Source organism: Lysobacter firmicutimachus (genome assembly GCF_037027445.1).
Lineage (GTDB): Bacteria > Pseudomonadota > Gammaproteobacteria > Xanthomonadales > Xanthomonadaceae > Lysobacter > Lysobacter firmicutimachus.
Map to the genome: position 1 here is coordinate 4,136,163 of NZ_JBANDL010000002.1, position 24,484 is coordinate 4,160,646.

A 24,484-nucleotide genomic window follows, 5' to 3' on the forward strand; every position below is an offset into this window, starting at 1 on the left:
GATCCCGAATTCCTAGCCTGAACGCAGCGACGCCAGCCGCTGCGCCAGCTTTTTCGGCGATACCCCGCCGCGTACGCCCAACTCTTGGGCGAACAGCGACACGCGCAGCTCCTCGATGTCCCAGCGCAGCGACTGCCAGCCAGGCTCGTCCGCGCGCCCCTGCGCCGAGGCCTGCGCATAGGCGTCGACGAAGGGCTTGAGTTCGAGCATGCGCGCCTGGTCGCGCACCGGATCGCGCAGGGCGCGCTCGCTGCGCACCGACAAGGCCTTGAGATAACGCGGATACTCGGCCAGCACCGCGGTCGGCACCGTACGCAGGAAGCCGGGCGGAGTCAGCGTCGCCAACTGCGCGCGCATGTCGTCGAGGTTGCCGCTGGCCCAGCCCATCAGCGGCGATTCCAGCCGCGCGCGCACTTCGGCGACCGCGGTCAGGATGCCCTCGGCCTGCTTCAGCCGCTCCATCGCTTCCGCGAACAGGCGCTTGGCGACCGCCTCGCGGCGCGCCTCGAACGCGGCCGCATCGCGCACCGCCAGCAACTCCTCGTCGCTGCCGAACAAGGACTGCAAGGCGCCGTCGACCAGGTCCTCGCGCAACCGGTCGCCGTCGCGCGGCCGGTCCTGCGCGGCGCGGCCTTGCGGCGTGGCGGCCTGCGCCTCGCGGGTCGCCGATACGCGCTCCTGGCGCGGCGCGGCCGATTCGATCGCCGCGTACAGCAAGCCGGTCTTGGGCTGCACCGGCAACTGCTTGCGCGCCTGCTTGAGCTTGTCGCCCAGGCCCAGCGCCAACAGCCGGCGCACGCCGTCCGGATGCGCGCGCTGCGCCGCCTCGCGCTCGGCGTGCACGCGCAGCGACACGCTGTCGCCGTCGTCGTGCAGGGCCGGAAACGCCGGCACCCCGGCCGCGCCGGGCACCGACCGCGGTATGGCCTGTTCCGGGAAGGCGGTCAGCCCGCGCTGGCCCAAGCCGTCGGCGGCGCGCGCCGCGAACGCGCGCGCAGCGCGCTCGCCGAAACGCGCGCGCAGCTCGTCGAGATCGCGCGACTCGGCCAGCACCGTGCCCTCGCCCTTGCCGCGCCCGGTCGGCACGTCCAGCAGGCACAGGTTCATGCGCAGGTGCGGCTCGATCGCGGCGGCGTCGAAGTCGGTCGCCGCCACCTCCACCCCGGTCAGCTTGCGCAGGAAACGCGCCAGCACGCCGGCCAGGTCGTCGGCCTCCGGCTTGGGGTGGGCCTCGCAGAAGGCCTTGGCGAAGTCCGGCGCCGGAACGAAATTGCGGCGCAAGGTCTTCGGCAACGACTTGATCAGCGCCGCCGCCTTGTCGGCGACGAAGCCGGGCGCCAGCCACGACAGCTGCGCCGGGTCGAGCGCGTTGAGCAAGTGCAGCGGCACCGCCAGGGTCATGCCGTCGTCGACCGCGCCGGGTTCGAAGCGATAGCGCACCGCCAGGCGCGCGTTGCCCAACTGCAGGTAAGGCGGGAACCGCGCCGCCTCGCTTTCGCCGCCGATCATCAGATCGTCCAGCGACCACTCCAGCGCCGCTTTCTCCGCCGCCGGCAGCTTGCCGTACCACGCGTCCAGCGCCTGCACGTTGTGCACCTGCGCCGGCGTGCGGTCCAGGTACCACTGCGCCATCCATTCGTCGTCGACCACCAGGCCGGCGCGGCGGCGCTTGGCTTCTTCCTCGCGCGCCTTGGCCAGGGTCGCCAGATTGCGCGCCAGGAACGCGGCGCGGGTGTTGATCTCGCCGGTCACCAATGCGTCGCGGGCGAAGATCGCCCGGCTTTCCTCCGGGTACAGCGCGCCGTAATGCACCGGCCGCTTCGGCGCCAGCACCAGGCCGAACAGACTGATCTGCTCGCTGCCGACCACCCGCCCCTGCGAACGCGCCCAGCGCGGATCGTGGTGGCGTCGCGACAGCAGATGCGGCAATTCCTGGATCGCCCAGTCCGGTTCGATCGCCGCATTGGTCATCGACCACACCCGCTCGGTGTCGAGCAGGGTCGCCGACAGGACCCACGGCGGCGGCTTCTTGGCCAGCGGCGAACCGGGGAACAGGGTGAACTTGCGCCCGCGCGGACCGTCGTACAGGCCCTTGTCGCCGCGAAAGCCGATCTGGGTCGGCAGGCCGGCGATCAGGGCCCGGTGAAGCGTGGCATACGCCTCGGCATGGGGTATGGGAGATTCTTCGCGGTCCAGGCTGGGGTGGGCCGCCCTTGCCTTTACCGATCCCGAATCCCCCATCCCGAATCCCGTCTCCTCACACACCAACTTCAACTGCCGGTGCAGCTCGCGCCACTCGCGCATGCGCAGGAAGCCGAGGAAGTGCTTGTCGCACCACGCGCGCAGCTTGGACTGGGTCAGTTCCTCGTGCGCGGCCTGGTAGGCCTCCCACAGCTTGAGGATGCCGACGAATTCCGAACGCGGGTCGGCGAACAGCGCATGCGCGTTGTCGGCGGCGGCGCGTTGGTCGGCCGGGCGTTCGCGCGGGTCTTGGATGCCCAGGAACGACGCGATCGCGATCATCTCGCGCAGGCAACCGTGCTGGTTGGCGGCCACCAGCATGCGCGCCAGCTTCACATCGACCGGCAGGCGCGCCATGGCGCGGCCGACGGCGGTCAGCTTGCGCTGCTCGTCGATCGCGCCGAGTTCGCTCAGTTGCTGCCAACCGTCGGCGATGGCGCGGCCGTCGGGCGGTTCCAGGAACGGAAACTCCTCGATCTGGCCCAGGCCCAGCGAAAGCATGCGCAGGATCACCCCGGCCAACGCGGCGCGGCGGATTTCCGGGTCGGTGTAGCGCGGCCGCGATTCGAAATCGGCCTCGCTGTAGAGGCGGTAGCAGGTGCCTTCGCTGATGCGGCCGCAACGGCCTTTGCGCTGGTCGGCGCTGGCCTGGCTGACCGGCTCGATGTGCAGCCGGTCGAGCTTGCCGCGCGGGCTGTAGCGCTTGACCCGGGCCAGGCCCGGGTCGACCACGTAGCGGATCCGCGGCACGGTCAGCGAGGTCTCGGCGACGTTGGTGGCCAGCACGATGCGCCGCTTCGGCCCGGGGTTGAACACCCGGTCCTGGTCGCGCACCGACAGGCGCGCGTACAGCGGCAGCACTTCGGTCTCGCGGTACTTGCGCCGCTCCAGCGCCTGGTGGGCGTCGCGGATCTCGCGCTCGCCGGACAGGAACACCAGCACGTCGCCGCGCGGATCCTCGCGGGTGATTTCGTCGCAGGCCGCGACGATGCCCTCGTTGACGCTCATCGCCGCCTTGGAGTCTTGCGACGAAGCGCCTCCCGTCCCGCGGCGTTCCGCTTCTGCCAATCCCGAATCCCGATTCCCGAATCCCGGCTCCAACGGCCGATAGCGCACGTTGACCGGATAGCCGCGGCCTTCGACGCTGACCACCGGCGCGCCGCCGAAGTGGGCGGCGAAACGCTCGGTGTCGATGGTCGCCGAGGTCACGATGACCTTCAGGTCGGCCCGCTTTTTCAGCAGCTGCTTCAGATAGCCGAGCAGGAAATCGATGTTGAGGCTGCGTTCGTGCGCCTCGTCGATCAGGATGGTGTCGTAGGCCGACAGCCAGCGGTCGGATTGGATTTCGGCCAGCAGGATGCCGTCGGTCATGAACTTGACCGCGGTGCGCTCGCCGACGTTCTCGTTGAAGCGCACCTGGTAGCCGACCGCGCCGCCCAGCGGAGTGTTCAGCTCCTCGGCCACGCGCCGCGCGACCGCGCGCGCGGCGATCCGGCGCGGCTGGGTGCAGCCGATCAGGCCGGCGGCGCCGCGGCCGGCGGCCAGGCACAGCTTGGGCAGCTGGGTGGTCTTGCCCGAGCCGGTTTCGCCGGCGATCACCACCACCGGATGCTTGCGGATCAGCTCGACGATGGTGTCGGCCTGGCCGGCGATCGGCAGCGCGGGGTCGACCGGCGCCTGCGGCAACGCCGCCGCGCGCGCTTCGCGCTGCGCGACCGACGCCGCCAGGGTCTGGGCGAACGCGGCCTGCGCGGCGGCGTCGCCGGGCTTGCCGCTCCAGCGCGACCACAGTCCGTGCAGACGCCCGCGATCGCGGCTCAGGGCCCCGTCGATCGCGCGCCGCGCTTGCCGTAACGCAGCGCTCGCATCGGCGTGGCTAGACTGTTTGGAAGACTCGGTATTCATCGATAGATCGTCTGCATCGCAGCGCCAGAAACAAACCATTTCACATCCGCGGCGACAGCGCCTATTGTCGCCGCTAACGCCCGGCACCATATCCGGCGAACGTCCACCCCATCCGCATCGGAACAGGAGTCCCGCATGGCCAAGTCCAACCAGTCCGACAAGAACAAATCCGGCAAAGCCAAGCCCGCCGGCCCCGCCGCGTCGCCGGCCCCGGGCGATCGCGCGCCCTCGATCGATATCGGGATTTCCGCGGCCGATCGCAAGACCATCGCCGAGGGCCTGTCGCGGTTCCTGGCCGACAGCTACACGCTTTACCTGAAGACCCACAACTTCCACTGGAACGTGACCGGGCCGATGTTCAACACCCTGCACGTCATGTTCGAAACCCAGTACACCGAGCAGTGGACCGCGCTGGACGAGATCGCCGAGCGCATCCGCGCCCTGGGCTTCAACGCGCCGGGCTCCTATGCCGAATTCGTGCGCCTGAGCTCGATTCCGGAAGAACCGGGACTGACCGACGCCGCCGACTGGCGCGAGATGGTCCGCCAGTTGGTGATCGGCAACGAGGCCGTGTGCCGCACCGCGCGCAAGGTACTCGACCAGGCCGACGACGTCGACGACGCCCCGACCGAGGACCTGCTGACCCAGCGCCTGCAGACCCACGAGAAGTACGCCTGGATGCTGCGCTCGCTGCTGCAGTAATCCGCTTCGCCCCGGTGCCGGCATGGCTCACCCTGCCGCCGGCGGCCGCGATCGCGGCCGCCGGCGCCTGAAGCGCGGAGGCGGCGGGCAGGCGCGGCGAAACGCCTGTCTGCGCATCATACCCGTCGCCGCCAGGGCCAATATCCGAACGGCGCCATGACCCCGCCCAGTCCCCATCCCTCGGGCGCCCGCGGCCTCGGCCTCGGCACAGGCGGCCGCGAACGCCGCCAGTCCATAGGCCATCGGCGCTGCGCCGCCGCTCCGCCCGCCACGGCCTGAATCCTTTACCCACGCCCAACCACGCCGCATTCCGCCCCCGCCCGGGCCCCTGCTCCGAACGGCGCCGCCGGGCCAGCCGTTAAACTAGCCGGCATGTCCTCCGCACTCGAACTGCTCCACCGCGTCTTCGGCCATACCGCGTTCCGCGGCGAGCAGGCGCAGATCGTCCAGCACGTGACCGACGGCGGCGACGCCCTGGTGCTGATGCCCACCGGCGGCGGCAAGTCGTTGTGCTATCAGCTCCCCGCGCTGCTGCGCGACGGCTGCGGCCTGGTGGTCTCGCCGCTGATCGCGCTGATGCAGGACCAGGTCGAAGCGCTGCGCCAACTGGGCGTGCGCGCGGCCTACCTCAACTCGACCCTGGACGCGGCCGCCGCGGCCGAGGTCGAACGGCAGTTGCTGGCGGGCGAGCTCGACCTGCTCTACGTCGCGCCCGAGCGCCTGCTCGGCGCGCGCTGCCTCAACCTGATCGACCGCGCGCCCATCGCCCTGTTCGCGATCGACGAGGCCCACTGCGTCTCGCAATGGGGCCACGACTTCCGCCCCGAGTACCGCGAACTCACCATTCTCCACGAGCGCTGGCCGCAGATCCCGCGCATCGCCCTGACCGCGACCGCCGACGCGCCGACCCAGCGCGAGATCGCCGAGCGCCTCAACCTGGAGGACGCGCGCCGCTTCGTCAGCTCCTTCGACCGCCCCAACCTGCGCTACCGGGTGGTGCACAAGGACAACGGCAACCGCCAGCTGCTGGATTTCCTGTCCGGCCACCGCGGCGAAAGCGGCATCGTCTATGCCTTCTCGCGGCGCCGGGTCGAGACGGTGGCCGAGCAACTGGTCGCCGCCGGCATCCGTGCCCTGCCCTACCACGCCGGCATGGACGCGTCCCTGCGCGCGGCCAACCAGCGCCGCTTCCTGCAGGAGGACGGCGTGGTCATGGTCGCGACCATCGCCTTCGGCATGGGCATCGACAAACCCGACGTGCGTTTCGTCGCCCACGTCGACCTGCCCAAGTCGATCGAAGGCTATTACCAGGAAACCGGCCGCGCCGGCCGCGACGGAGAGCCGGCCGAGGCCTGGCTGTGCTATGGCCTGGGCGACGTGGTCAATCTGCGCCAGCTGATCCAGCAGGGCGAGGCCGGCGAGGAGCGCAAGCGCCTGGAGCTGCGCAAGCTCGATTCGCTGCTGGGCTATTGCGAATCCACCGAATGCCGACGCCAATCGCTGCTGGGCTGGTTCGGCGAAGCGCATGCCGGCGCCTGCGGCAATTGCGACAACTGCCTGGACCCGCCGCGCAGCTGGGACGGCACCGAGGCCGCGCGCAAGGCCCTGTCCTGCGTCTACCGCACCGGCCAGCGCTTCGGCGCCGGCCACGTCATCGACGTGCTGCGCGGGGTCGAGAGCGAAAAGGTCTCGCGCTTCGGCCACGAGTCGCTCAGCACCTACGGCATCGGCCGCGACCTCGACGCGCGCCAGTGGAGCAGCGTGTTCCGGCAACTGGTCGCCGCCGGCCTGCTGGAAGCCGATATCGAACGCCACGGCGCGCTGCGCCTGACCGCGGCCAGCGCGCCGGTGCTGCGCGGCGAGCGCAGCCTGCGCTTCCGCGCCGAAACCGCGAAACCCAGCGGCGGCGCGCGCCGTTCGCGCAACGGCGGCGGCGCCGCAGCGGCGGCGGCGATGGAGCTGGACGAGGACGCGATGGTGCGCTTCAACGCACTGCGCGAATGGCGTTCCAGTACCGCGCGCGAGCAGAACGTACCGGCCTACGTGATCTTCCACGACGCCACCCTGCGCGCGATCGCCGAGCACTCACCGGAAGACCTGGACGAACTCGGCCGCATTCCCGGCATCGGCGCGAGCAAGCTCGAACGCTACGGCGACGCGGTGTTGCAGCACTTGTTCGACCACCGCTGAACGCCGAAAGCGGTACAGGCAAGGCAAACGGACGCAGGGGCCGAGCAGCACGCCCCCTGCGATGCCTTACTGCAGCCGGTACGAGAAAGTCAGGTTCCAGCGCGCCTTGCGATCGTCGGTTTCCAGCGGCAGGTCCGCGGTCGGCTTGGCGTAGGCGAAATCGACGTTGTAATGGCGGTTGTCCGACAACCGCACGCCCAGGCCGACCGAGCCCAGGTCGTCGATCGGCGGCCGGCCGGTGTTCAACGACACCCGCGCGTGCTGCACGACCAGATACGGCACCACCGACTTCATCCAGCGCGCCTGCGGACGGAAATTACGGCTCAGCTCCAGCGATGCGCCCCAGCCCTTGTCGCCGACCGCCTCGCCGGGATCGTAGGCCAGTGCGAAGCGCGACGCGCCGAAACTGATCTGCTCCGAAGAGGGCAGCCGGTCGCGGCTGTACTGCCCGGTCGCGCGCAGCACCGCCAGATAGCGCTGCTCCTGCCAGCTGCGGCTGTGCGCCAGGCCCAGGCTGTAGCGGGTGAAGGCCACGTCGCTGGGCGCCGGCAGTTGCACGCCGGGCAGGTTGGTCAGCGTCGCCGATTGCGCCCCCCAAGCGTCGAAGCCGCGGCCGATCGCCAGGCTGACTTGGCTGGCGCGATCCTTCTTGGCCTGGGCGTAGTCCAGCGAGACCTGCGCCACCCGGGTGCGCGATCGCTGGTCCAGCCATACGCCGTTGTCGAGGTTGCGGTAGATGTCGGACTGATTGGCGCCGTACAGGCCGGCGCCGACGAACAACGAACGCTCGGTGCGCAGCAGGATCGGATAACGCGCGCTCAACGCAAGGCGGTCCTGTTCGACCCGATGGTCGAGGACGTCCGGCAGCGGGCTGCGCGTGGCCGGTTCGCCGCGATAGCGGGAGGCGTCGGCGCGGCCGGTCCAGCCGTCGCTGCCGAACAATTGCGAATAGCCGGCGCCGTAGAAGCGCTCGTCGCCGCGTCCGTCCGGGTACAGCGCCGACAGCGTCCATTGCTCGGCCAGCGGCGTCAGCGCATTGAGGCTGAGGCTGATCAGCCCCTGGGTGCCGGGATGATTGAACTCCAACGCCCAACTCGCGTCGTAGCGCTTGGCGGCGACATCCAGTTCGAGCGTGGTCGCACCGTCGGTGGTGGTCGGCGCCGGCACGTTGATGCCCAGCGTCGCGCCGGGCAGGAAGCCGAGAATCTGCGAATAACGTTCGAAGGTGGCCTGGCGCAGCGGACGATCGTCGAGGATGTGCTGCGCGATCGCGCGGATCTTGCGCTCCAGCTTGCCCGGCTTGCCGCTCAGGCGCAGTTGCGCGACATAGCCCTCGACCGCGATCACCCGCACCACGCCGTCGGCGAAGTCCTGGGTCGGGACATAGCAGAAAGACAGCGCATAGCCCTGCTTGCGGTACAACTCGCTGCACGACTGCGCCGCGGTCAGCAGTTCGGCGACGGTGATGGTCTTGCCGGCGAGCGGACTGAACAAGGCGCTGATCTGTTCGGCCGGCACCGACTTGACCCCGGACACGTCGAACCGGCTCGGCGTGAGCTGCAAGGCCAGCAAGGCCGCCATTTCCGGATTCTGCTGCGGCGCTACCGTCGTGCGCACCGTCGGTTCGGTGCGCGGCGCGGGCGCCTGGGGAAGGGTTTGCAATGGGTTGCCGGTCGGCAATCGGGTCTGGGAAAACGCCGGGGCGGCGCCGCCTGCCGCCAGCGCCAACGCGAGTAAGCAATGCCGCTCCCACGCACTCGTCCGCATGCACGACCCCTGTGTTGTACGCCGGGCGGGCGGCTGCGCCGTCCCGCTCGCGTCTCGCTCGTGCGCGACGCCGCGTCCTCGTCCCGTGCGGCGCCGTCGCGATGCCACCGACGACTGCATCGCATCGTTGCCAAACCGGCGTGACGCCGGCGTCGCGACGCGGGAACGGACGTGACGTCCGTTCCCGCGCACACGCTCCCCTGCTCGTTCGCTTACTTCTTCTTGCCCAACAGACCGGTACCGAGCAAGCCGCCCTTGCCGTCGGTGCCGCTGACCGCGCCGCCGAGCAGGCCGCCGTTCTGGTTGTTGAGCGGGGTCGCCGCCGCCGCACCGTTGACCACGGTATTCAAGGCCTGGGTCACCGGCTGCAGCACGCCGCCGTTGGTCGCCGCCGCGGCAGTACCGCCGACCGTGGTCACGACACTGCCGGCGCTGGACACCGCGCCGCCGAGCGCGCTGGTCGCCGGCGCCAACGGCGTGGAGGCGCCGGCGCTGGCGACCGCCGCACCGAGATTGCCGACCGTGCCGCCGAGCCCGGCGACGCCGCCGGCCGTCGAGCCTACGGTGATGCCGGCCGGATTGGCGATGCTGCCGGCATTGCCCATGCCGGCGGTGATGCCGGCGCCGACCGTGCCGAGATTGCCGCTGACGCCCTGCACCGCACCGCCGACCAGGCCGGCCGCGCCGCCGGGTACCGGCGCCCCGGCGATCTGGCCGCCCAGAGTGCCGCCGGCGGCGGCTACGCCCGAGGTCACGCCGCCGACGCTGCGCGAGACATTGGCCACCAGGTTGCCGCCGCCGTTGCCGCCGGCCGTGCCGCCGTTGGCTTGGCCGATGCCGGCGACCGGATTGAGGATGCCGCTGACCGCGCCGGTCAGGGCCTGGCCGGTCGAGCCTTCGAGTACGCCGCCGACCTGCGCGCCCGCGGTCTTGATCGTGCCGCCCGCCGTCGATACCAAACTGCCGGCCGCGCTGGTCAAGGGCTGGATCGGCGAGCCTTGGAAGGCGCCGACCGTGGCTACGGTCTTGCCGAGGTCGTCGACCGCGGTGCCGGCATTGATCACCACCGTATCCAGACCGGCCGCCGTGGTGCCGACCGGATTGGCGATATTGCCGGTCTGGCCGAGGCCGCTGCTGGTCGCGGTGCCGAGGCTGCTGACCGTCTTGCCGACATCGTCGACGACCTTGGCCAGACTATTGGACGTCGGCGTACTGCCGCCGAGGATCACCTGGTTCGGAATCTGCCCGCTGAGCCCGCTGATGGCGCCGCCGACGGAGTTGAGCAGGTTGCCGCCGGTCGTCGCGACCGAACCAATCGGATTGCCGGGGGCCGAGGTACCGGTGCCCGGATTGCCCGGAGTACCGCCACCGCCGCCGCCACCGCCGCCGGAACCGCCGCCTCCCGAGCCGCCGCCGCCCGAACCGCCGCCGCCGGAGCCGCCGCCGCCCGAACCACCGCCACCGGAGCCGCCGCCGCCCGAACCGCCGCCACCGGAGCCGCCGCCGCCCGAACCATCGCCGCCGCCCGCACCGGGGTTGAAGTTGGATTTGACGCCCCCCGAACCGGAACACCCGGTGGTCGAGACCGTCGCCGCGGCGATGCACGCGGCGAGCAGGCTATAAGAAAGGGCCTTGAGCAGGGTCTGAGAGTCCATCACGTCCTCCTGTAGCGGCGCGCGGCCGCCTCGTGCCTGAGATGGTCAGCCAGGCCGCGCTCGCTGGGGGCACGACTTCGGGCCAGGCGCCGACAACACACTTTCGAGGTGCTTTTAAGTGTGCATCGCGATTTAGCCTGCTCCCGTTCATCGCAAATAAAATGTGATCAAAGTCTCTTTTTAGATAGAAGCACGCCACTTTCTGACAGCCGGCGCGCTTGGTGAGCGAAGGTGATTTTCGTTCATTTTCCCGGGCAGAAACGCAAATCCCCCGACCGGCAGGACAGTCCGCAGGTCGCTGCCGCGAGCCGGGCCGCCCGGGGTCTTTCGGCCGCCGAAGCGGCGGACCAACGACCACCCAAACGTGCACGAATGCGCTCCATGCGCGTGCGTACGCAAATTCGGCCAGGACCCGGGCGATGCGATGCAGACTCGCATTTGTTTACGCATCGTCTAGACATTCAGACATCGACTACGCATTCGGCTTGACCGGCAATGCGCGCATCGCGCGCCACATCGGCCGGACGCGATCGCGGCCCGTACGCCAGGCCGTTCACCAGATCAGGCGACCGCGAATCGTCGCCTGTACTTCGCCGCCGACCCACACCTCGCCGTCCTCGTCGACGCCCACCTCGACACGGCCGTCGCGGCCCAGCTCGCGCCCCTGACTGACCCGGTAAGCGCTGCCTGGCGCGACGCGTCCGGCCTCAAGCAAGGCCGCGGCGATCGCCGCGTTGGCGCTGCCGGTAACCGGATCTTCGTCGATGCCGTCGCCGGGACAGAACGCGCGCACCACGTAGTCCGCATCGGCGCCCTCGCCGCCGCGCGCGAACACCGCCACGCCCAGCGCATGGCCGTCGGTCGCGGCGCGGATCGCGGCGACATCCGCACGCAGACCGCGCACCGCGGCCTCGTCCGCCAGTTCCAGCAGCCACCATCGCGGTCCGTTGTCCCATAGCCGCACGTCCAGCGTACCGCGTGCGGCGCCGGCGAAAGCCCGCTCGATCGCGCGTGGCCGGACCTCGTCGACCTCGCAAGGCCGTGCGCGCGGCGCGCGCACGGCGATGCGGACGCGCGCGCCGCTGCGCTCGACCCGCACCGGCAAGCGACCGGCCGCGCAGTCCTGCAGCAATTGCCCGGCCGCAGCCGGCGCCCAGCCGGCGTCGAGCGCGGCCCAGGCCGCGCCGACGCTGGGATGGCCCGCGAACGGCAGTTCCTGCGTCGGAGTGAAGATGCGCACGCGGTAGTCCGCGCCAGGAGACGGCGGCAGCAGGAAGATGGTTTCCGGCAGATGGGTCCAGGCGGCGAAGGATTGCATCCGCGCGTCGTCCAGATCGTCCGCATCCAGCACCACCGCGAGCGGATTGCCGGCGCCGACCCGTTCGGCGAACACGTCCAGTTGCAGATAGCGGCGCGATCTCATGCGCGCAGCCTAACGCCGATCGGCGCCGTGCCGCGAGGGAGTTGCGCTCGCGGGGCATCGCGCATCCTGACGCCGCACGGCGCTCGAGCGGGACGAGAAAACCGCCGCACGACGCGCTGGAAGGACGACGCGACGGCGTCGCATCGCGCGGCAAGAAGACGGTGCGGCGCAGCCGCACCGTCCGCCATCGATCAATCGCAGTACCAGGTGCGCTTGTCGTAGGTCGCGGTATGGTCGCCCCAGGACAAGTATTCGCCGCTGCAGTGCGCGGTGGCGCCGCCGACGACTTCGCCGTCAGTGCCGAAGTACGTGATCGAATACCCCTGGCCCGGCGGTGCGGCCAGGACGTTGCCGGCCAGCGCGAGCGCGCCGGCGAACGCGGCCACGGCCGCGGCGGTGATGAAGTGACGCATGTGGGTCTCTCCTGTCGTGACGACGATCGGTAAGACGACTCCGCCCATGCGGCGGCGATCCATTACGAAAGGCCCGCTTCGACGGGCCCTCCGGCGACGTGGCCGTCGCGACGGCCGGCATGGGATCCGGCGCGCGGAACTCAGCTTTCGGCCGCGCAGCCCTGCACGAAGCGCTTGTTCTCGGTGACCTGGCCCCAACGGCCGTCGGCGGCGCCGCAGCCCGCGGTCCACTTGCCGACCTGCGCGCCTTCGGCGTCGTAGTAGTACCAGGTGCCCTGCCAGCTGAAGGCCAGAGCATTGAACGACACACTACCCGCCAGCGCCACCGCGAACACGGCAGCGAACATTCCGATACGACGCATGCAGTCTCTCCCTTTGGTGCGGCGCCAATTCGCCGCTCGCGCACCATAGGCCAGCCCTGCCGCACCGGCATAAAACCGGCGTTAAGCGATTGTCATCACTTTTCGCAAACGTGATTGCTATCGCGATTGCCGCGCGCCCCGCAGGAGCGGCGCAAGCCGCGCCAGGCAACGCGCAGAACAGACCACGACGACGCGCTGCCGTCGCCGGACGCCGCGAGGGCGACCGGGCACGATCGCGAACGCTGCAGAGCGACCACCGGGGCCGCTTGTTTCACCCGAGAAAACGGCAAAGGCGCAGCGTCGGATCGATGGCGGGCCGGACGCCGCGAAGCGATGCCGTCAGGCGGCGAACAGTTCCGGCAACTGCGTCGGCGAACGGGCCAGCCGCTGAGCGCCGGCCTCGCGCAGTTCGTCCTCGCTGCCGAAGCCCCACAGCACGCCGATGTGGCCCATGCCGTGCTCGGCCGCGCCCTCGATGTCCATGCGCCGGTCGCCGATCATCAGGCAGTCCTGCGCGCGCAATTCCAGACGTCGCAGCGCCTCGCCGATCAGGTCGACCTTGTGGGTCAGGCGGCCGTCGACGGTCGAGCCGACGACGTCGTCGAAACGATCGCCGAACGGCAGGTGGGCGAGGATCTTGCGCGCATTGTCCTCGTTCTTGGCGGTCACCACCGCCAGGCGATGGCCCGCCGCGTGCGCCGCATCCAGCATCTCGGATACGCCGTCGTAAACGGTGTGCTCGGTCCAGCCTTCGCGGCCGTAACGCTCCAGGTACAACGCCACCGCCTGCTCGACGCGCGCCGCGTCGCCGAGCAGGGGCAGGAAGCTGGTGCGCAGCGCCGGCCCGATCCAACCGCGCAAGGCCGCCTCGTCGGGCACCGGATGCTCCAGCCGCTCCAACGCGTAAGCGATGGAGCGGGTGATGCCGAGTGAGGAATCGATCAGCGTGCCGTCGAGATCGAAGAACAGCGCGGGGCGGACGCTCACGCTCAACCCGCGCGCTGCTTCAGCGCGGCCACCGCCGGCAGTTCCTTGCCTTCCAGGAATTCGAGGAAGGCGCCGCCGCCGGTGGAGATGTAGGACACGTCGCCGGCGATGTCGTACTTATCGACCGCGGCCAGGGTGTCGCCGCCGCCGGCGATCGAGAACGCCTTGGACGCGGCGATGGCGCGCGCCAGGGTTTCGGTGCCCTTGCCGAAGGCGTCGAATTCGAACACGCCGACCGGGCCGTTCCAGACCACGGTGCCGGCGTTCTGGATCAGCTCGGCGTAGCGGGCGGCGGTGTCCGGGCCGATGTCCAGGATCATGTCGTCGGCGGCGACCGCGTCGACCGCCTTGACCGTGGCCGGGGCGTCGGCGGCGAAGGCCGGCGCCACCACCACGTCGGTCGGCACCGGGATGTCCGCGCCGCGCGCCTTGGCGTCGGCCATGATCTGCTTGGCGGTGTCGATCAGGTCGGTTTCGACCAGCGACTTGCCGACGCCGTGCCCCATCGCGGCGATGAAGGTGTTGGCGATGCCGCCGCCGACGATCAGCTGATCGACCTTGGACACCAGCGAGGACAGCAGTTCCAGCTTGGTCGAGACCTTGGAACCGGCGACGATCGCCAGCAACGGCCGCGCCGGGTTGTCCAGCGCCTTGGCCAGCGCGTCGAGTTCGGCCATCAGCAGCGGGCCGCCGGCGGCGACCTTGGCGTGGCGGATCGCACCGTGGGTGGACGCCTGGGCGCGGTGCGCGGTGCCGAACGCGTCCATCACGAACACGTCGCACAGCGCGGCGTACTGCTTGGACAGGGCCTCGTCGTCCTTGCCCTCGCCGACGTTCATGCGGCAGTTCTCCAGCAACACCAGTTGGCCCGGCTGCACTTCGACGCCGCCGACCCAATCCTTGACCAGCGGCACCTCGATGCCAAGCAGCTCGGACAGGCGCTTGGCCACCGGCGCCAGCGAATCAGCCTCACTCCACTGGCCTTCCTGGGGACGGCCCAGATGCGAGGTGACCATCACCGCCGCGCCCTTCTCCAGCGCCAGCTTCAAGGTCGGCAGGGCGGCGAGGATGCGCTGTTCCGAAGTGATCCGGCCATCGTCGATGGGCACGTTGAGATCTTCGCGGATCAGCACGCGCTTGCCGGCGAGATCGAGATCGGTCATGCGGACGATGGACACGGGGCCTCCTGAGGCGATGCGGGGAATGCGGACGGGGGACGCGACCGGCGCAGCCGGCGCCGGGAACGACTATTGTCGCGGCGCGGGAGGCCGAAAGGAACCGTTGGGGCTGAATGGTGGGGATTGGGGATTGGGGATTGGGGATTCGGGATTCGGGATTCGGGATTCGGGATTCGGGATTCGGGATTCGGGGTTCGGGATTCGGGATTCGGGGTTCGGGGTTCGGGATTCGGGATTCGGGATTCGGGATTCGGGATTCGGGATTCGGGATTCGGGATTCGGGATTCGGGATTCGGGATTCGGGATTCGGGATTCGGGGTTCGGGATTCGGGGTTCGGGATTCGGGATTCGGGATTCGGGATTCGGGGTTCGGGGTTCGGGATTCGGATTCGGATTCGGATTCGGGGATTCGGGGATTCGGGGATTCGGGGATGGTCACTACAAAGCCATCGGATGGTCTGCACGATGGTCGGACACGGTGCTTAGCAATCAACGCCGGTAGTTGCCGTTGCCGTGAACAGCTTGGCGCCGCAGCGATCTCGCGAGAACGCCCTGAAGCCCCGAAGGGCGGCCCGCAGGGAGGCGGGCCGTGCGCAGCCAGACCAGGGCGGGCCTGTGCGGAGCAGCCCGGCGAAAACCTCGTCCCATAGTGGCTTTTGATCCGAAAACAGCCATGGCGTTTTCTTTGGTTACTTTTGACCGAAGGAAATCCAGTAGAACGTTGTCGCCTTGGACTAAGAAAGTGACCCGGCCGCTTGCGGACGGAAGCTTGGCTTCGAAGCTTTGAGCTTTGAGCTTTGAAGCTTCACAGGCCTTCGAACGACAGACGCCGCGAGGCGAAAGGACGCGGTCGCGGCTTACGCCGCTCCTACAGGGGGCCCAGGACAAAGACGCGGCGAGAGTGAAGGGTGGCGGTCGCGGCTTACGCCGCTCCTACAGGGCCCAGGACAAAGCGCGGCGAGAGTGAAGGATGGCGGTCGCGGCTTGCTCCGCTCCTACCCCGCGACGGTTGCGGGCTTCGATCGATGACGCCGGCGCCGAGATTTCTGCGCGTCCCGGGTCGCGGCGTGCGCCCACAGGAAATCCCTGCGGGACACCGCTTCCTGCTGGGAGCGACGCGGCAGGGTTACGCCGCCGGCGGCGGATTCGTGCGCAGCAGGCTGAAGGCGAAACCGGCGACGATCAGCGCGCCCGCCACCAGCACCGCCCACAACGTCCACGAACGCCAATCCCGCTTCGGCGCCGGGGGTACCAGGGCCGCGTCGCCCGCCAACGGCGCCGCCGCGCCCAGGCTCGCCTCGGCCGGCTGCCAGTCGCTGCCGCGGCGCTGGCGCAAGGTCTCGATCAATTCCGCCAACGGCGAGTCGGCGCGCGTCGTGCGCGCGCTGCCGGCGACCAGGGCGTAGGGCGGCGCACCTTGGGCCAGGAACACCGCGACCTCCGGCCGATAGCCCAGGCGCAGCACCGGTTCGCCCGGCACCGCGCCGTTGGCGCGCAGCCGCCAGTAGCGGTCGCGCACTGTCGCCGCCAATTGGCGCGCGGCGGAGCGATCGTCCACGCCCTCGCCGTCGACCCGGTACGCCATCCACGGGCCGGCGCGCGCGACCCAATGCCCTTCGGCCTCGTCGCGGCTGCTCAAACGCCACTCCAGCGCATGATTGCCCGGCAGGGCCACGTCGGCCTGCTGGATCGGGAAGCGTCCGTCGAGTTCGAATTCGAACTCGACCCGGCCTTCGCTCTGCTCGATCCGGCGTCCCTTCAACTCGCGCCATTGCAAAGGCGTGGTCGCCGCATCGGCGGCCAGTTCGGCCACGACCGCGCTGATCGGCACCGCCGCGTTCGGGTCCTGCGGCGTCAGGCGCAGATAGCGCGCCTGTTCGCCGATCGGATCGAACACGATGCGCCGTTGCACCAGGCGCTGGCCGCCGCGCTGCAGATCGATCAGGCGCCCGCTGCTGGACACGGCGCGCCATTGGTCGAGATCGTCGCTGGCCTCGACCCGGTACGCCGCCTCCAGTGCCGCGCCGGGCGTCCATTCCAGTTCCAGCGCCAGGATCGGCGAACGCACCCGGCTGGCATCGATCAGCAACGCCGTCTGCGGCGGGCGCGCGGCGCCGCCGGTGCTGCGCGCCTCGACCCGGCGCAAGCGACCGTCGCTTTCGACTTCGCTGACCAATTCCCAGCCCGCACCGGCGCCGTCCGCGGGCGCCGCCGGCAAGGCGAACCAGGGCAGGCCGGCGCGCTGCGGCGCGCGCGCCAAAGGCTGTTCGGGCGCGAACACCGCCGCCGGCACCGGCTTGCCGGCGCCGTCGAGCACGTCGAGATCGCGCAACCGCGCATCGCGCGCCTGCCGGTACACCGATTCGTCGAGCACGACCCGGTAGGCGCCGCCGTCGTCGCGGCTGAGCTGCAAGGGCCATTGCCGGGCGTAATCCTCGCGCGGCGCGGCGGAGGCGAGCGCGACCGGCAGCAGGCACAGCCAGGCCAGCGCGCGCGGCGCGCGGCGGAACGAAGCGGACAGAAGATTCAAACGCCGGTCTCCGCGGAGTCGGATGAGGAAGCGGTCGAGGACGAAGAACGCGGCGTCGGCGCCGAAGCGGACGGCGGCGCCGGAGCGAAATAGCCGACCACGGTGCACAGCAGGCCGTAGGCGATGAACGAGGCGATGCCGAGCAGATTGCCGAGATGACCGCGATCGACCAGCACCAGCTTGGCCAGCACCACCGCCATCAGCACCGCGCCGGCCAGCCACAGGCCGCGTTGGCCGCGACGCGAGCCGGCGATCCAGCCGGCCACGCCGAGCACGCTCCAGACCACGGTCAGGCTGGTCTGCACCAGGCTGGTGTCGAACATCGACGGCCCCCAGGGGGTTCCGCCCCAGGCATGCGCGCTGCGCAGCACTTCCAGGGTGATCAGGCCGAAACCGGCCGCCACCAGCAGCGGTACGCGGCGCCGCTGCAGCCCGGCATCGACCCACGGCGACGCCAGCCACGCGCCGGCGATCGCCAGCGCCGCCCACTGCAGCAGACCCAGCGGATTCAACAGCGGCAGCCACGGCAGCGGCGAAGACGACGCCGGGTCGAAGGCGTACGCTGCGATCGCGGCCCACGCCGCCAACAGGAACGAGGCCAGCGCCGGCGCACGCCAACGCGGCAATTGCGCCGCCACCGGCCAGCCGACGACGCGTGGGCGCCACAGCAACAAGGCCGCGCTCAACAACATCGGCAGCAGCACCGCGGCCGCGGTCCAGCCGCTGCCATAGATCTCGTCGAGCGGCACGGCGCGGCCGTCCGGACGCAGCCAGCGATGCAGGCCGATGCCGATCGCCAAGACCCAGGCCCACAGCCAACCGCTGTGCGCGAAACCGAGCTCGGGCCCGGCACGCTCGCGCAGCGCGGCCAGGCTGCGCGCGCCGCACAGCGCGTACACCGTCCAGGCCAGCCACCCCAGAGCGGCGAACGGCTGCCCGTGCGCTTCGACCTGGGCGAACAGCAGCGGCACGGCCGCGAGCAGGGCCAGGGTCGCGGTCGCCGACAGCGCGCGCCAATCGTGGCGACGGAACACCTCGGCCGCGGCCAGGCCGGTCGCGGCGACCAGCATCAGTACGGCGTCGACGCGTTCGCGCGCTGCGACAAATTCGGCGATCTCGCTGCCGACCGCGCCCAGCCACCAGGCCAGTCCCCAGACGTAGTACGGCAGCGCCAGCCGCGGCGCGGCGCTGCGGCGATGGCTCCAGGCGCTGGCGAAACCGGCGCCGGCGATCAGCAAGGCGCCGGCGAAGCTGGGGTTGAGCAACGGCCGCTGCGCGTCCCAGACCGCATCGCTGGCGCCGATCGCGAATGCGAACGCGGCGGCCAGTTGCAGGCCGGCGCCGGTCAGTTGCGGCAGCGGGCGCCGCTGGCGCAGCCCCAGCCAGACCAGGGCCGCGCCTTCCAGCGCGAACACGCAGGCGGTGGCCTCGGCGGCCAACGCCAGCGGGATGGCCAGGGTCGCGAAGCCGACCGCAAGCAAGGCATAGGGCGTGGCCAGGCCGAGGAAGCGCGGGTCGCGACGCAGGCCAACGGCCAGCAGCGCGTACAGCGCGCCCAGGCCCAGGGCGCAGAACGCCAGCGGCATGCGCTCGCCTTCGAGCAAGCCGGCCTGCAGCGAGAACGCGATCAACGGCGTGCCGAACACCAGGCAGCCGTCGATCAGATCGCGTCGGCCGGCGGCGCGGCGGCGCGCGTACAGCACCGGGATCAGCAGGTAGAAGGCGAAGAACAGCAACAGGAAGGGTTCGCTGCTGGCGAAATGCTCGGGCCGGTAGCGCAGCACGCCCCACAAGGTGCCGATGCCCCAGGTGAAAGCGAAGCCGAGCAGGTTCAGCGCGCGCCACGGCCGCCACCAGGCGATGGCGAAGATGCCGGCGTTGAGGACGGCGTAGTAGCCGAACAGGGCGACATGGTTGCCCGAGCCGGTCGACAGCCAGATCGGCGCGAGGAAACCGGCCAGTATCGCCAGCACCGCCAGCGCGAGCGCGTTCTGCCGCACCGCCAGCACGCCGGCGCCGGCGACCAGGGCCACGCTGAGGCCGAACGCGGCGCCGGCCGGGATCATGCCGTAAAGCTTGAACGCCGCGAACACCACCAGCAGCAGCACGCCGATCGCACCGCCCTGCAGGCTCAACGCGAACGCGCGCTTGCGCTCGCGCTGGCGCCAGCCGAACACCAGCCCGGCCATCGCCGCCAGGGCCACGCCGCTCAGGCGCAACTCCATCGGCAGGCGCATCCAGCCTTGATCGCTGGCGTACTTGAGCAAAGCCGCGACGCCGGCGAACAGCACCAGCACGCCGACCTTGACCGGCACGTTGCCCTCGCTGAACCAGCGCCGCAACCAGCGCAGGCCAAGGGTGAACACATCCGGCGGCGGCGGCGCGGCCGGCGCTCGCGGCGAGGCCGGGCGCGGCGGCAACGTGGGCGGCGCGACCGCCGGCGCGGCGCGCGCGGCGGCCGGCGGCGCGGACGGCAACGGCGGCGGCTCGGGGGCGGCGGGCACCGGACCGGCCTGGGCAGCGGCCGGCGCCGGGGGCGCCGGCCGTGGCGGCGCTTCGCGCGCCATGCGCTCGGCCAGGGTCGGCGCGCGCGCTTCGGCCTCGCTGCGCAGGCCGGTCAGCGCGCGCTCCAGCTCGGCCACGCGCGACTTCAGCCCGGCGATCTGGACCAGGGCGACCACCAGCAGGACCGGCACCAGCAGCACCGCCAGCGCCAGCAACACGAGTAGTGATTCCATCACGTTTTCCCGGTCCTTATGCCGCGCACGTTACACCATGCCGGGCTTGGCGATTAAGGGGCTTGACGCTCCCTGCACATCGCCTCCTCACCAGATATCGCGTTGACGGATCGACCGAACCACACTATGTTGTGCCCGTCGGTGCCGGTCGCGAGATCGGCTGAAAAGGGAAGCCGGTAGGGGCATGGCGTTGGACGCCGCCCGAAGCCGGCGCTGCCCCGCAGCGGTATGGGAAACGAACGGGTCATGGCACTGGGCGGAGCGCCTGGGAAGCGGCCCTAGTAGGAGGAACGAGCCGAGAGCGCAGAGACCTGAGCAGCGAACGAGCGGTCGCCCCGCTCTCACTCTCATGTCTCTGCGCTCTTTCTCGCTCTGAAGTCCCGAGCCCGAAGACCTGCCGACAGCCGCGCGCCTGCACACCGCGCGGTACCGGCCCAGGAGTCTTCGGGGGAAGACGGCCGGTGTCGCAACGCGAGGGCCTCACGGCCGTCGCGTCCGTCCGTTTCGGCGCCACGCGCGGAACGGACCGCGCCCGTCTCGGCGCGTGCGACACCCTGCCAGCACGCTCCGGAGTTTCCGCGCCCGCGGGGGCACGGCCGTGCCATCGGCGACGCCGCGCGCGCGGCCCGTCGCGATGGCGCGTCCGCGTCCTCCGCACGCCGCCTTCGCGGGAAGGTCCGGCGACCCGTGCGCCCTTGCCCCGGAGTAACGCCCATGACCACGCTCGCCACCGATCCTTCCGTCGCCGCCGCCCCCGCCGGCGCCGCTTCGCCCCGCCAGGACGCGTCCGCCGCGCCCGGCTTCGCCCTGACCCCGCCCGCGGCCAACCTCACCATGAGCGTGACCAAGCGCAGCGGCCGCCGCGAACCGGTCGATCTGAACAAGATCGTGCGCGCGGTGACCCGTTGCGGCGAGGGCCTGTACTCGGTGGATCCGATGCGCGTGGCCACCCGCACCATCTCCGGCCTGTACGACGGCGCGACCACGCGCGAACTCGACGAACTGTCGATCCGCACCGCCGCCCTGCTGACCGCCGAGGAGCCCGAATACGGCCGCCTCGCCGCGCGCCTGCTGGCGGGGGTGATCGAAAAGGAAGTCGCCGGGATCGAGATCCACGCCTTCTCGCAGTCGATCCAGCGCGGCCATGAGCTGGGCCTGATCAACCAGCGCCTGCTCGAATTCGTCCAGGCCAACGCGCGCAAGCTCAACGACGCGATCGACCGCAGCCTGGACGCCAAGTTCGACTACTTCGGCCTGCGCACCCTGTACGACCGCTACCTGCTGCGCCACCCGACCGCGCGCACCGTGATCGAAACCCCGCAGCAGTTCTTCCTGCGCATCGCCTGCGCGCTGAGCGAAGACGTCGGCGACGCGCTGGCGCTGTACCGGCGCATGGCCCAGCTCGACTACATCCCGTCCTCGCCGACCCTGTTCAACGCCGGCACCACCCACGAGCAGTTGTCGAGCTGCTTCCTGCTGGATTCGCCGGACGATTCGCTGGAAGCGATCTACAAGCGCTACATGGACGTGGCCAAGCTGAGCAAGTTCAGCGGCGGCATCGGCCTGAGCTACACCCGCATCCGCTCGCGCGGCTCGCTGATCCGCTCCACCAACGGCCTGTCCAACGGCATCGTGCCGTGGCTCAAGACCCTCGACGCCTCGGTCGCCGCGGTCAACCAGGGCGGCAAGCGCAAGGGCGCGGCCTGCGTCTACCTGGAACCGTGGCACGCCGACGTCGAAGAGTTCCTGGAGCTGCGCGACAACACCGGCGACGAAGCGCGCCGCACCCACAACCTCAACCTGGCCAACTGGATTCCGGACGAATTCATGCGCCGGGTCGAGGCCGATGGCGAGTGGTCGCTGTTCGACCCGGCCAAGGTGCCGCAACTGACCGACCTGTGGGGCGAGGCGTTCGAGCGCGCCTACCACGCCGCCGAAGCCGCCGGCCTGGCGACCAAGAAGGTCAAGGCGCGCGACCTCTACGGCCGGATGATGCGCACCCTGGCGCAGACCGGCAACGGCTGGATGAACTTCAAGGACAAGTCCAACCGCGCCTGCAACCAGACCCTGTGCGACGGCAACGTGGTCCACCTGTCCAACCTGTGCACCGAGATCCTCGAGGTGACCTCGCAGGACGAAACCGCGGTGTGCAACCTGGGCTCGATCAATCTCTCCCACCACGTCGAGATTTTCGAGGACGGCAAGGGCGCATTCGACTTCGACAAGCTGGCCGAGACCGTGCGCCTGGCCGTGCGCCAGCTCGACCGGGTGATCGACCTGAACTTCTACCCGATCGAGACCGCTCGCCGCGCCAACCTCAAGTGGCGCCCGGTCGGCCTCGGCGCGATGGGCCTGCAGGACGTGTTCTTCAAGCTGCGCCTGCCGTTCGACTCCGAACCGGCGCGCAAGCTCGGCCGCGAGATCGCCGAAGCCATCTACTTCCACGCCCTGGCGGCGTCGAACGAACTGGCGATCGAGCACGGCAAGCACCCCAGCTTCGACGACACCCGCGCCAGCGCCGGCGAACTGCAGTTCGAGGCCTGGGGCGTGGAGCCCTCGCAGCCGGAACGCTGGACCGAGCTGCGCGCGCGGATCAAGCAGCACGGCCTGCGCAACTCGCTGCTGGTGGCGATCGCCCCGACCGCGACCATCGCCTCGATCGCCGGCTGCTACGAATGCATCGAACCGCAGGTATCGAACCTGTTCAAGCGCGAGACTCTGTCCGGCGACTTCCTGGTGGTCAACAAGTACCTGGTCGAGGAGCTCAAGCGCCTGGGCCTGTGGACCGCCGACATGCGCGACCGGATCAAGATGGCCGAAGGCTCGATCCAGTCGGTGAACGAGATTCCCGAATCGCTGCGCCAGGTCTACCGCACCGCCTGGGAGCTGCCGATGCGCTCGCTGATCGACATGGCCGCCGACCGCGGCGCGTTCATCGACCAGAGCCAGTCGCTCAACCTGTTCATCGAGAGCCCCAACATCGGCCAGCTCAGCTCGATGTACATGTACGCCTGGAAGAAGGGCCTGAAGACCACCTACTACCTGCGCTCGCGCCCGGCGACCAAGATCGCCAAGACCACGGTCAGCGCCCCGGCGGCCGCGACCGCGCCGAAGCCGGAGTACACGCCCAGCGAAGCGATCGCCTGCTCGCTGGAAAACCCGGAAGCCTGCGAAGCCTGCCAGTAACGACCACCCTGTTCCTGTAGGAGCGACGCGAGTCGCGACCGCGACATCGCGCATACGGCGCGAGCTTGCGACCCCGCGGTCGCGGCTCGCGCCGCTCCTACAGGGCTGCATCAAGGAACCACGATGTCCATCGCTCCGCCCCGCCTGCTCGACCCCGGCTTCGATCTCACCCTGCGCCCGATGCGCTACGCGCAGTTCTACGAGATGTACCGCGACGCGATCCGCAACACCTGGACCGTCGAGGAGGTCGATTTCTCCCAGGACGTCAACGACCTCAAGCACAAGTTCGGCCCGGCCGAACGCCATCTGGTCGAGCGCCTGGTCGCGTTCTTCGCCACCGGCGACAGCATCGTCGCTAACAACCTGGTGCTGAACCTGTACCAGCACATCAACGCGCCGGAAGCGCGCATGTACCTGTCGCGACAGCTGTACGAGGAAGCGCTGCACGTGCAGTTCTACCTGACCCTGCTCGACACCTACCTGCCCGATCCCAACGAGCGCGCCAAGGCCTTCGCCGCGGTAGAGAACATTCCCTCGATCCGGGCCAAGGCCGAGTTCTGCTTCCGCTGGATCGACTCGATCCAGGGCCTCAAGCGCATCGAGACCCGCGAACAGCGCCGCCAGTTCCTGCTCAACCTGATCTGCTTCGCCGGCTGCATCGAAGGTCTGTTCTTCTTCGCCGCCTTCGCCTACGTCTACTACCTGCGTTCGCGCGGCCTGCTCAACGGCCTGGCCTCCGGCACCAACTGGGTGTTTCGCGACGAGAGCTGCCACATGGCGTTCGCGTTCGAGGTCATCCGCACCGCGCGCGAGGAAGAGCCCGACCTGTTCGACGCCGACCTGCGCGCGCAGGTGGTGAAGATGTTCGAAGAAGCGGTGGAGTGCGAGTACCTGTTCGCCCAGGACGTGTTGTCCGGCGGCGTGGTCGGCCTGTCGCTGAAGGACATGCGCCAGTACCTGCAGTACTGCGCCGACCAGCGCATGGTCCAGCTCGGCCTGCCCAAGCACTTCGGCGCGACCAATCCGTTCGCCTTCATGGATCTGCAGGACGTGCAGGAAGTGACCAACTTCTTCGAGCGCCGGGTCTCGGCCTACCAGGTCGGCGTGCAGGGCGAAGTCGCGTTCGACGAAGCGTTCTGATCCACGAAAGCCCCTCTCCCGCCGACGGGAGAGGGGCTGGGGTGAGGGCGCGCCTCCGCCCGGCGTC

13 protein-coding genes, 1 pseudogene and 1 riboswitch are annotated in these 24,484 nt (G+C 70.0%); of the genes and pseudogenes, 4 read left to right on the forward strand and 10 right to left on the reverse strand.

Features of this window, described 5'->3' with window-relative positions; genetic code table 11:
- Positions 1–12 precede the first annotated feature (12 nt).
- Positions 13–4,146, reverse strand: a complete 4,134-nt coding sequence (hrpA, locus tag V2J18_RS17945; protein ID WP_336132500.1) for an ATP-dependent RNA helicase HrpA — start codon at positions 4,144–4,146, stop codon at positions 13–15.
- Between the two features lie 222 nt (positions 4,147–4,368).
- Here hrpA and V2J18_RS17950 point away from each other — a divergent pair.
- Positions 4,369–4,848 (forward strand): annotated as a pseudogene (locus V2J18_RS17950) (Dps family protein); the annotation flags it as partial.
- 372 nt (positions 4,849–5,220) lie between these two features.
- Positions 5,221–7,038, forward strand: coding sequence for a DNA helicase RecQ (gene recQ, locus V2J18_RS17955; RefSeq protein ID WP_336132501.1), 1,818 nt, complete (start codon positions 5,221–5,223; stop codon positions 7,036–7,038).
- Between the two features lie 66 nt (positions 7,039–7,104).
- Here the strand turns inward: recQ and V2J18_RS17960 are convergent, their stop codons facing one another.
- The 9 genes from V2J18_RS17960 to V2J18_RS18000 form a co-directional block, all read right to left on the reverse strand.
- Complete coding sequence (locus V2J18_RS17960; RefSeq protein WP_336132502.1) at positions 7,105–8,655, reverse strand: ShlB/FhaC/HecB family hemolysin secretion/activation protein; 1,551 nt, start codon at positions 8,653–8,655, stop codon at positions 7,105–7,107.
- A 362-nt stretch (positions 8,656–9,017) separates the two neighbouring features.
- The gene (locus V2J18_RS17965) at positions 9,018–10,460 is read right to left on the reverse strand and encodes a collagen-like triple helix repeat-containing protein (protein ID WP_336132503.1); all 1,443 of its coding nucleotides are present in this window, start codon (positions 10,458–10,460) and stop codon (positions 9,018–9,020) included.
- A gap of 553 nt (positions 10,461–11,013) precedes the next feature.
- Positions 11,014–11,883 carry a PhzF family phenazine biosynthesis protein gene (locus V2J18_RS17970; RefSeq protein WP_064749555.1) on the reverse strand — a complete coding sequence of 290 codons (870 nt, stop codon included), beginning with the start codon at positions 11,881–11,883 and terminating at the stop codon, positions 11,014–11,016.
- Between the two features lie 191 nt (positions 11,884–12,074).
- Positions 12,075–12,296, reverse strand: a complete 222-nt coding sequence (locus V2J18_RS17975) for a DUF6289 family protein (RefSeq protein WP_064749556.1) — start codon at positions 12,294–12,296, stop codon at positions 12,075–12,077.
- A gap of 140 nt (positions 12,297–12,436) precedes the next feature.
- A complete protein-coding gene (locus V2J18_RS17980; protein WP_336132504.1) occupies positions 12,437–12,658 on the reverse strand; it encodes a DUF6289 family protein in 222 nt (73 codons plus the stop codon).
- A gap of 339 nt (positions 12,659–12,997) precedes the next feature.
- Positions 12,998–13,645 carry an HAD hydrolase-like protein gene (locus V2J18_RS17985; RefSeq protein ID WP_064749558.1) on the reverse strand — a complete coding sequence of 216 codons (648 nt, stop codon included), beginning with the start codon at positions 13,643–13,645 and terminating at the stop codon, positions 12,998–13,000.
- A gap of 2 nt (positions 13,646–13,647) precedes the next feature.
- Entirely contained in the window at positions 13,648–14,823 is a 1,176-nt protein-coding gene (locus V2J18_RS17990; protein ID WP_336132505.1) for a phosphoglycerate kinase, read from the reverse strand.
- A 1,126-nt stretch (positions 14,824–15,949) separates the two neighbouring features.
- Positions 15,950–17,353, reverse strand: coding sequence for a DUF3999 domain-containing protein (locus V2J18_RS17995; protein WP_336132506.1), 1,404 nt, complete (start codon positions 17,351–17,353; stop codon positions 15,950–15,952).
- Positions 17,350–20,091, reverse strand: a complete 2,742-nt coding sequence (locus tag V2J18_RS18000; protein ID WP_336132507.1) for a DUF2339 domain-containing protein — start codon at positions 20,089–20,091, stop codon at positions 17,350–17,352. The genes V2J18_RS17995 and V2J18_RS18000 overlap by 4 nt, the downstream gene beginning before the upstream one ends.
- A gap of 122 nt (positions 20,092–20,213) precedes the next feature.
- Positions 20,214–20,507, forward strand: a riboswitch (cobalamin riboswitch).
- A gap of 418 nt (positions 20,508–20,925) precedes the next feature.
- On the opposite strand from V2J18_RS18000, the gene V2J18_RS18005 reads away from it, so the two are divergent.
- Positions 20,926–23,277 carry a ribonucleoside-diphosphate reductase subunit alpha gene (locus V2J18_RS18005; protein ID WP_336133134.1) on the forward strand — a complete coding sequence of 784 codons (2,352 nt, stop codon included), beginning with the start codon at positions 20,926–20,928 and terminating at the stop codon, positions 23,275–23,277.
- Positions 23,278–23,400: 123 nt separating this feature from the next.
- Positions 23,401–24,417 carry a ribonucleotide-diphosphate reductase subunit beta gene (locus V2J18_RS18010; RefSeq protein ID WP_064749711.1) on the forward strand — a complete coding sequence of 339 codons (1,017 nt, stop codon included), beginning with the start codon at positions 23,401–23,403 and terminating at the stop codon, positions 24,415–24,417.
- The last annotated feature ends 67 nt before the right edge of the window (positions 24,418–24,484 follow it).

Bases quoted from the DNA above. Each gene is read 5' to 3' on its own strand.
- hrpA (WP_336132500.1), bottom strand. From the start codon at position 4,146: ATGAATACCGAGTCTTCCAAACAGTCTAGCCACGCCGATGCGAGCGCT.
- recQ (WP_336132501.1), top strand. From the start codon at position 5,221: ATGTCCTCCGCACTCGAACTGCTCCACCGCGTCTTCGGCCATACCGCG.
- V2J18_RS17965 (WP_336132503.1), bottom strand. From the start codon at position 10,460: ATGGACTCTCAGACCCTGCTCAAGGCCCTTTCTTATAGCCTGCTCGCC.
- V2J18_RS17970 (WP_064749555.1), bottom strand. From the start codon at position 11,883: ATGAGATCGCGCCGCTATCTGCAACTGGACGTGTTCGCCGAACGGGTC.
- V2J18_RS17975 (WP_064749556.1), bottom strand. From the start codon at position 12,296: ATGCGTCACTTCATCACCGCCGCGGCCGTGGCCGCGTTCGCCGGCGCG.
- V2J18_RS17980 (WP_336132504.1), bottom strand. From the start codon at position 12,658: ATGCGTCGTATCGGAATGTTCGCTGCCGTGTTCGCGGTGGCGCTGGCG.
- V2J18_RS18000 (WP_336132507.1), bottom strand. From the start codon at position 20,091: ATGGAATCACTACTCGTGTTGCTGGCGCTGGCGGTGCTGCTGGTGCCG.
- V2J18_RS18005 (WP_336133134.1), top strand. From the start codon at position 20,926: ATGAGCGTGACCAAGCGCAGCGGCCGCCGCGAACCGGTCGATCTGAAC.
- V2J18_RS18010 (WP_064749711.1), top strand. From the start codon at position 23,401: ATGTCCATCGCTCCGCCCCGCCTGCTCGACCCCGGCTTCGATCTCACC.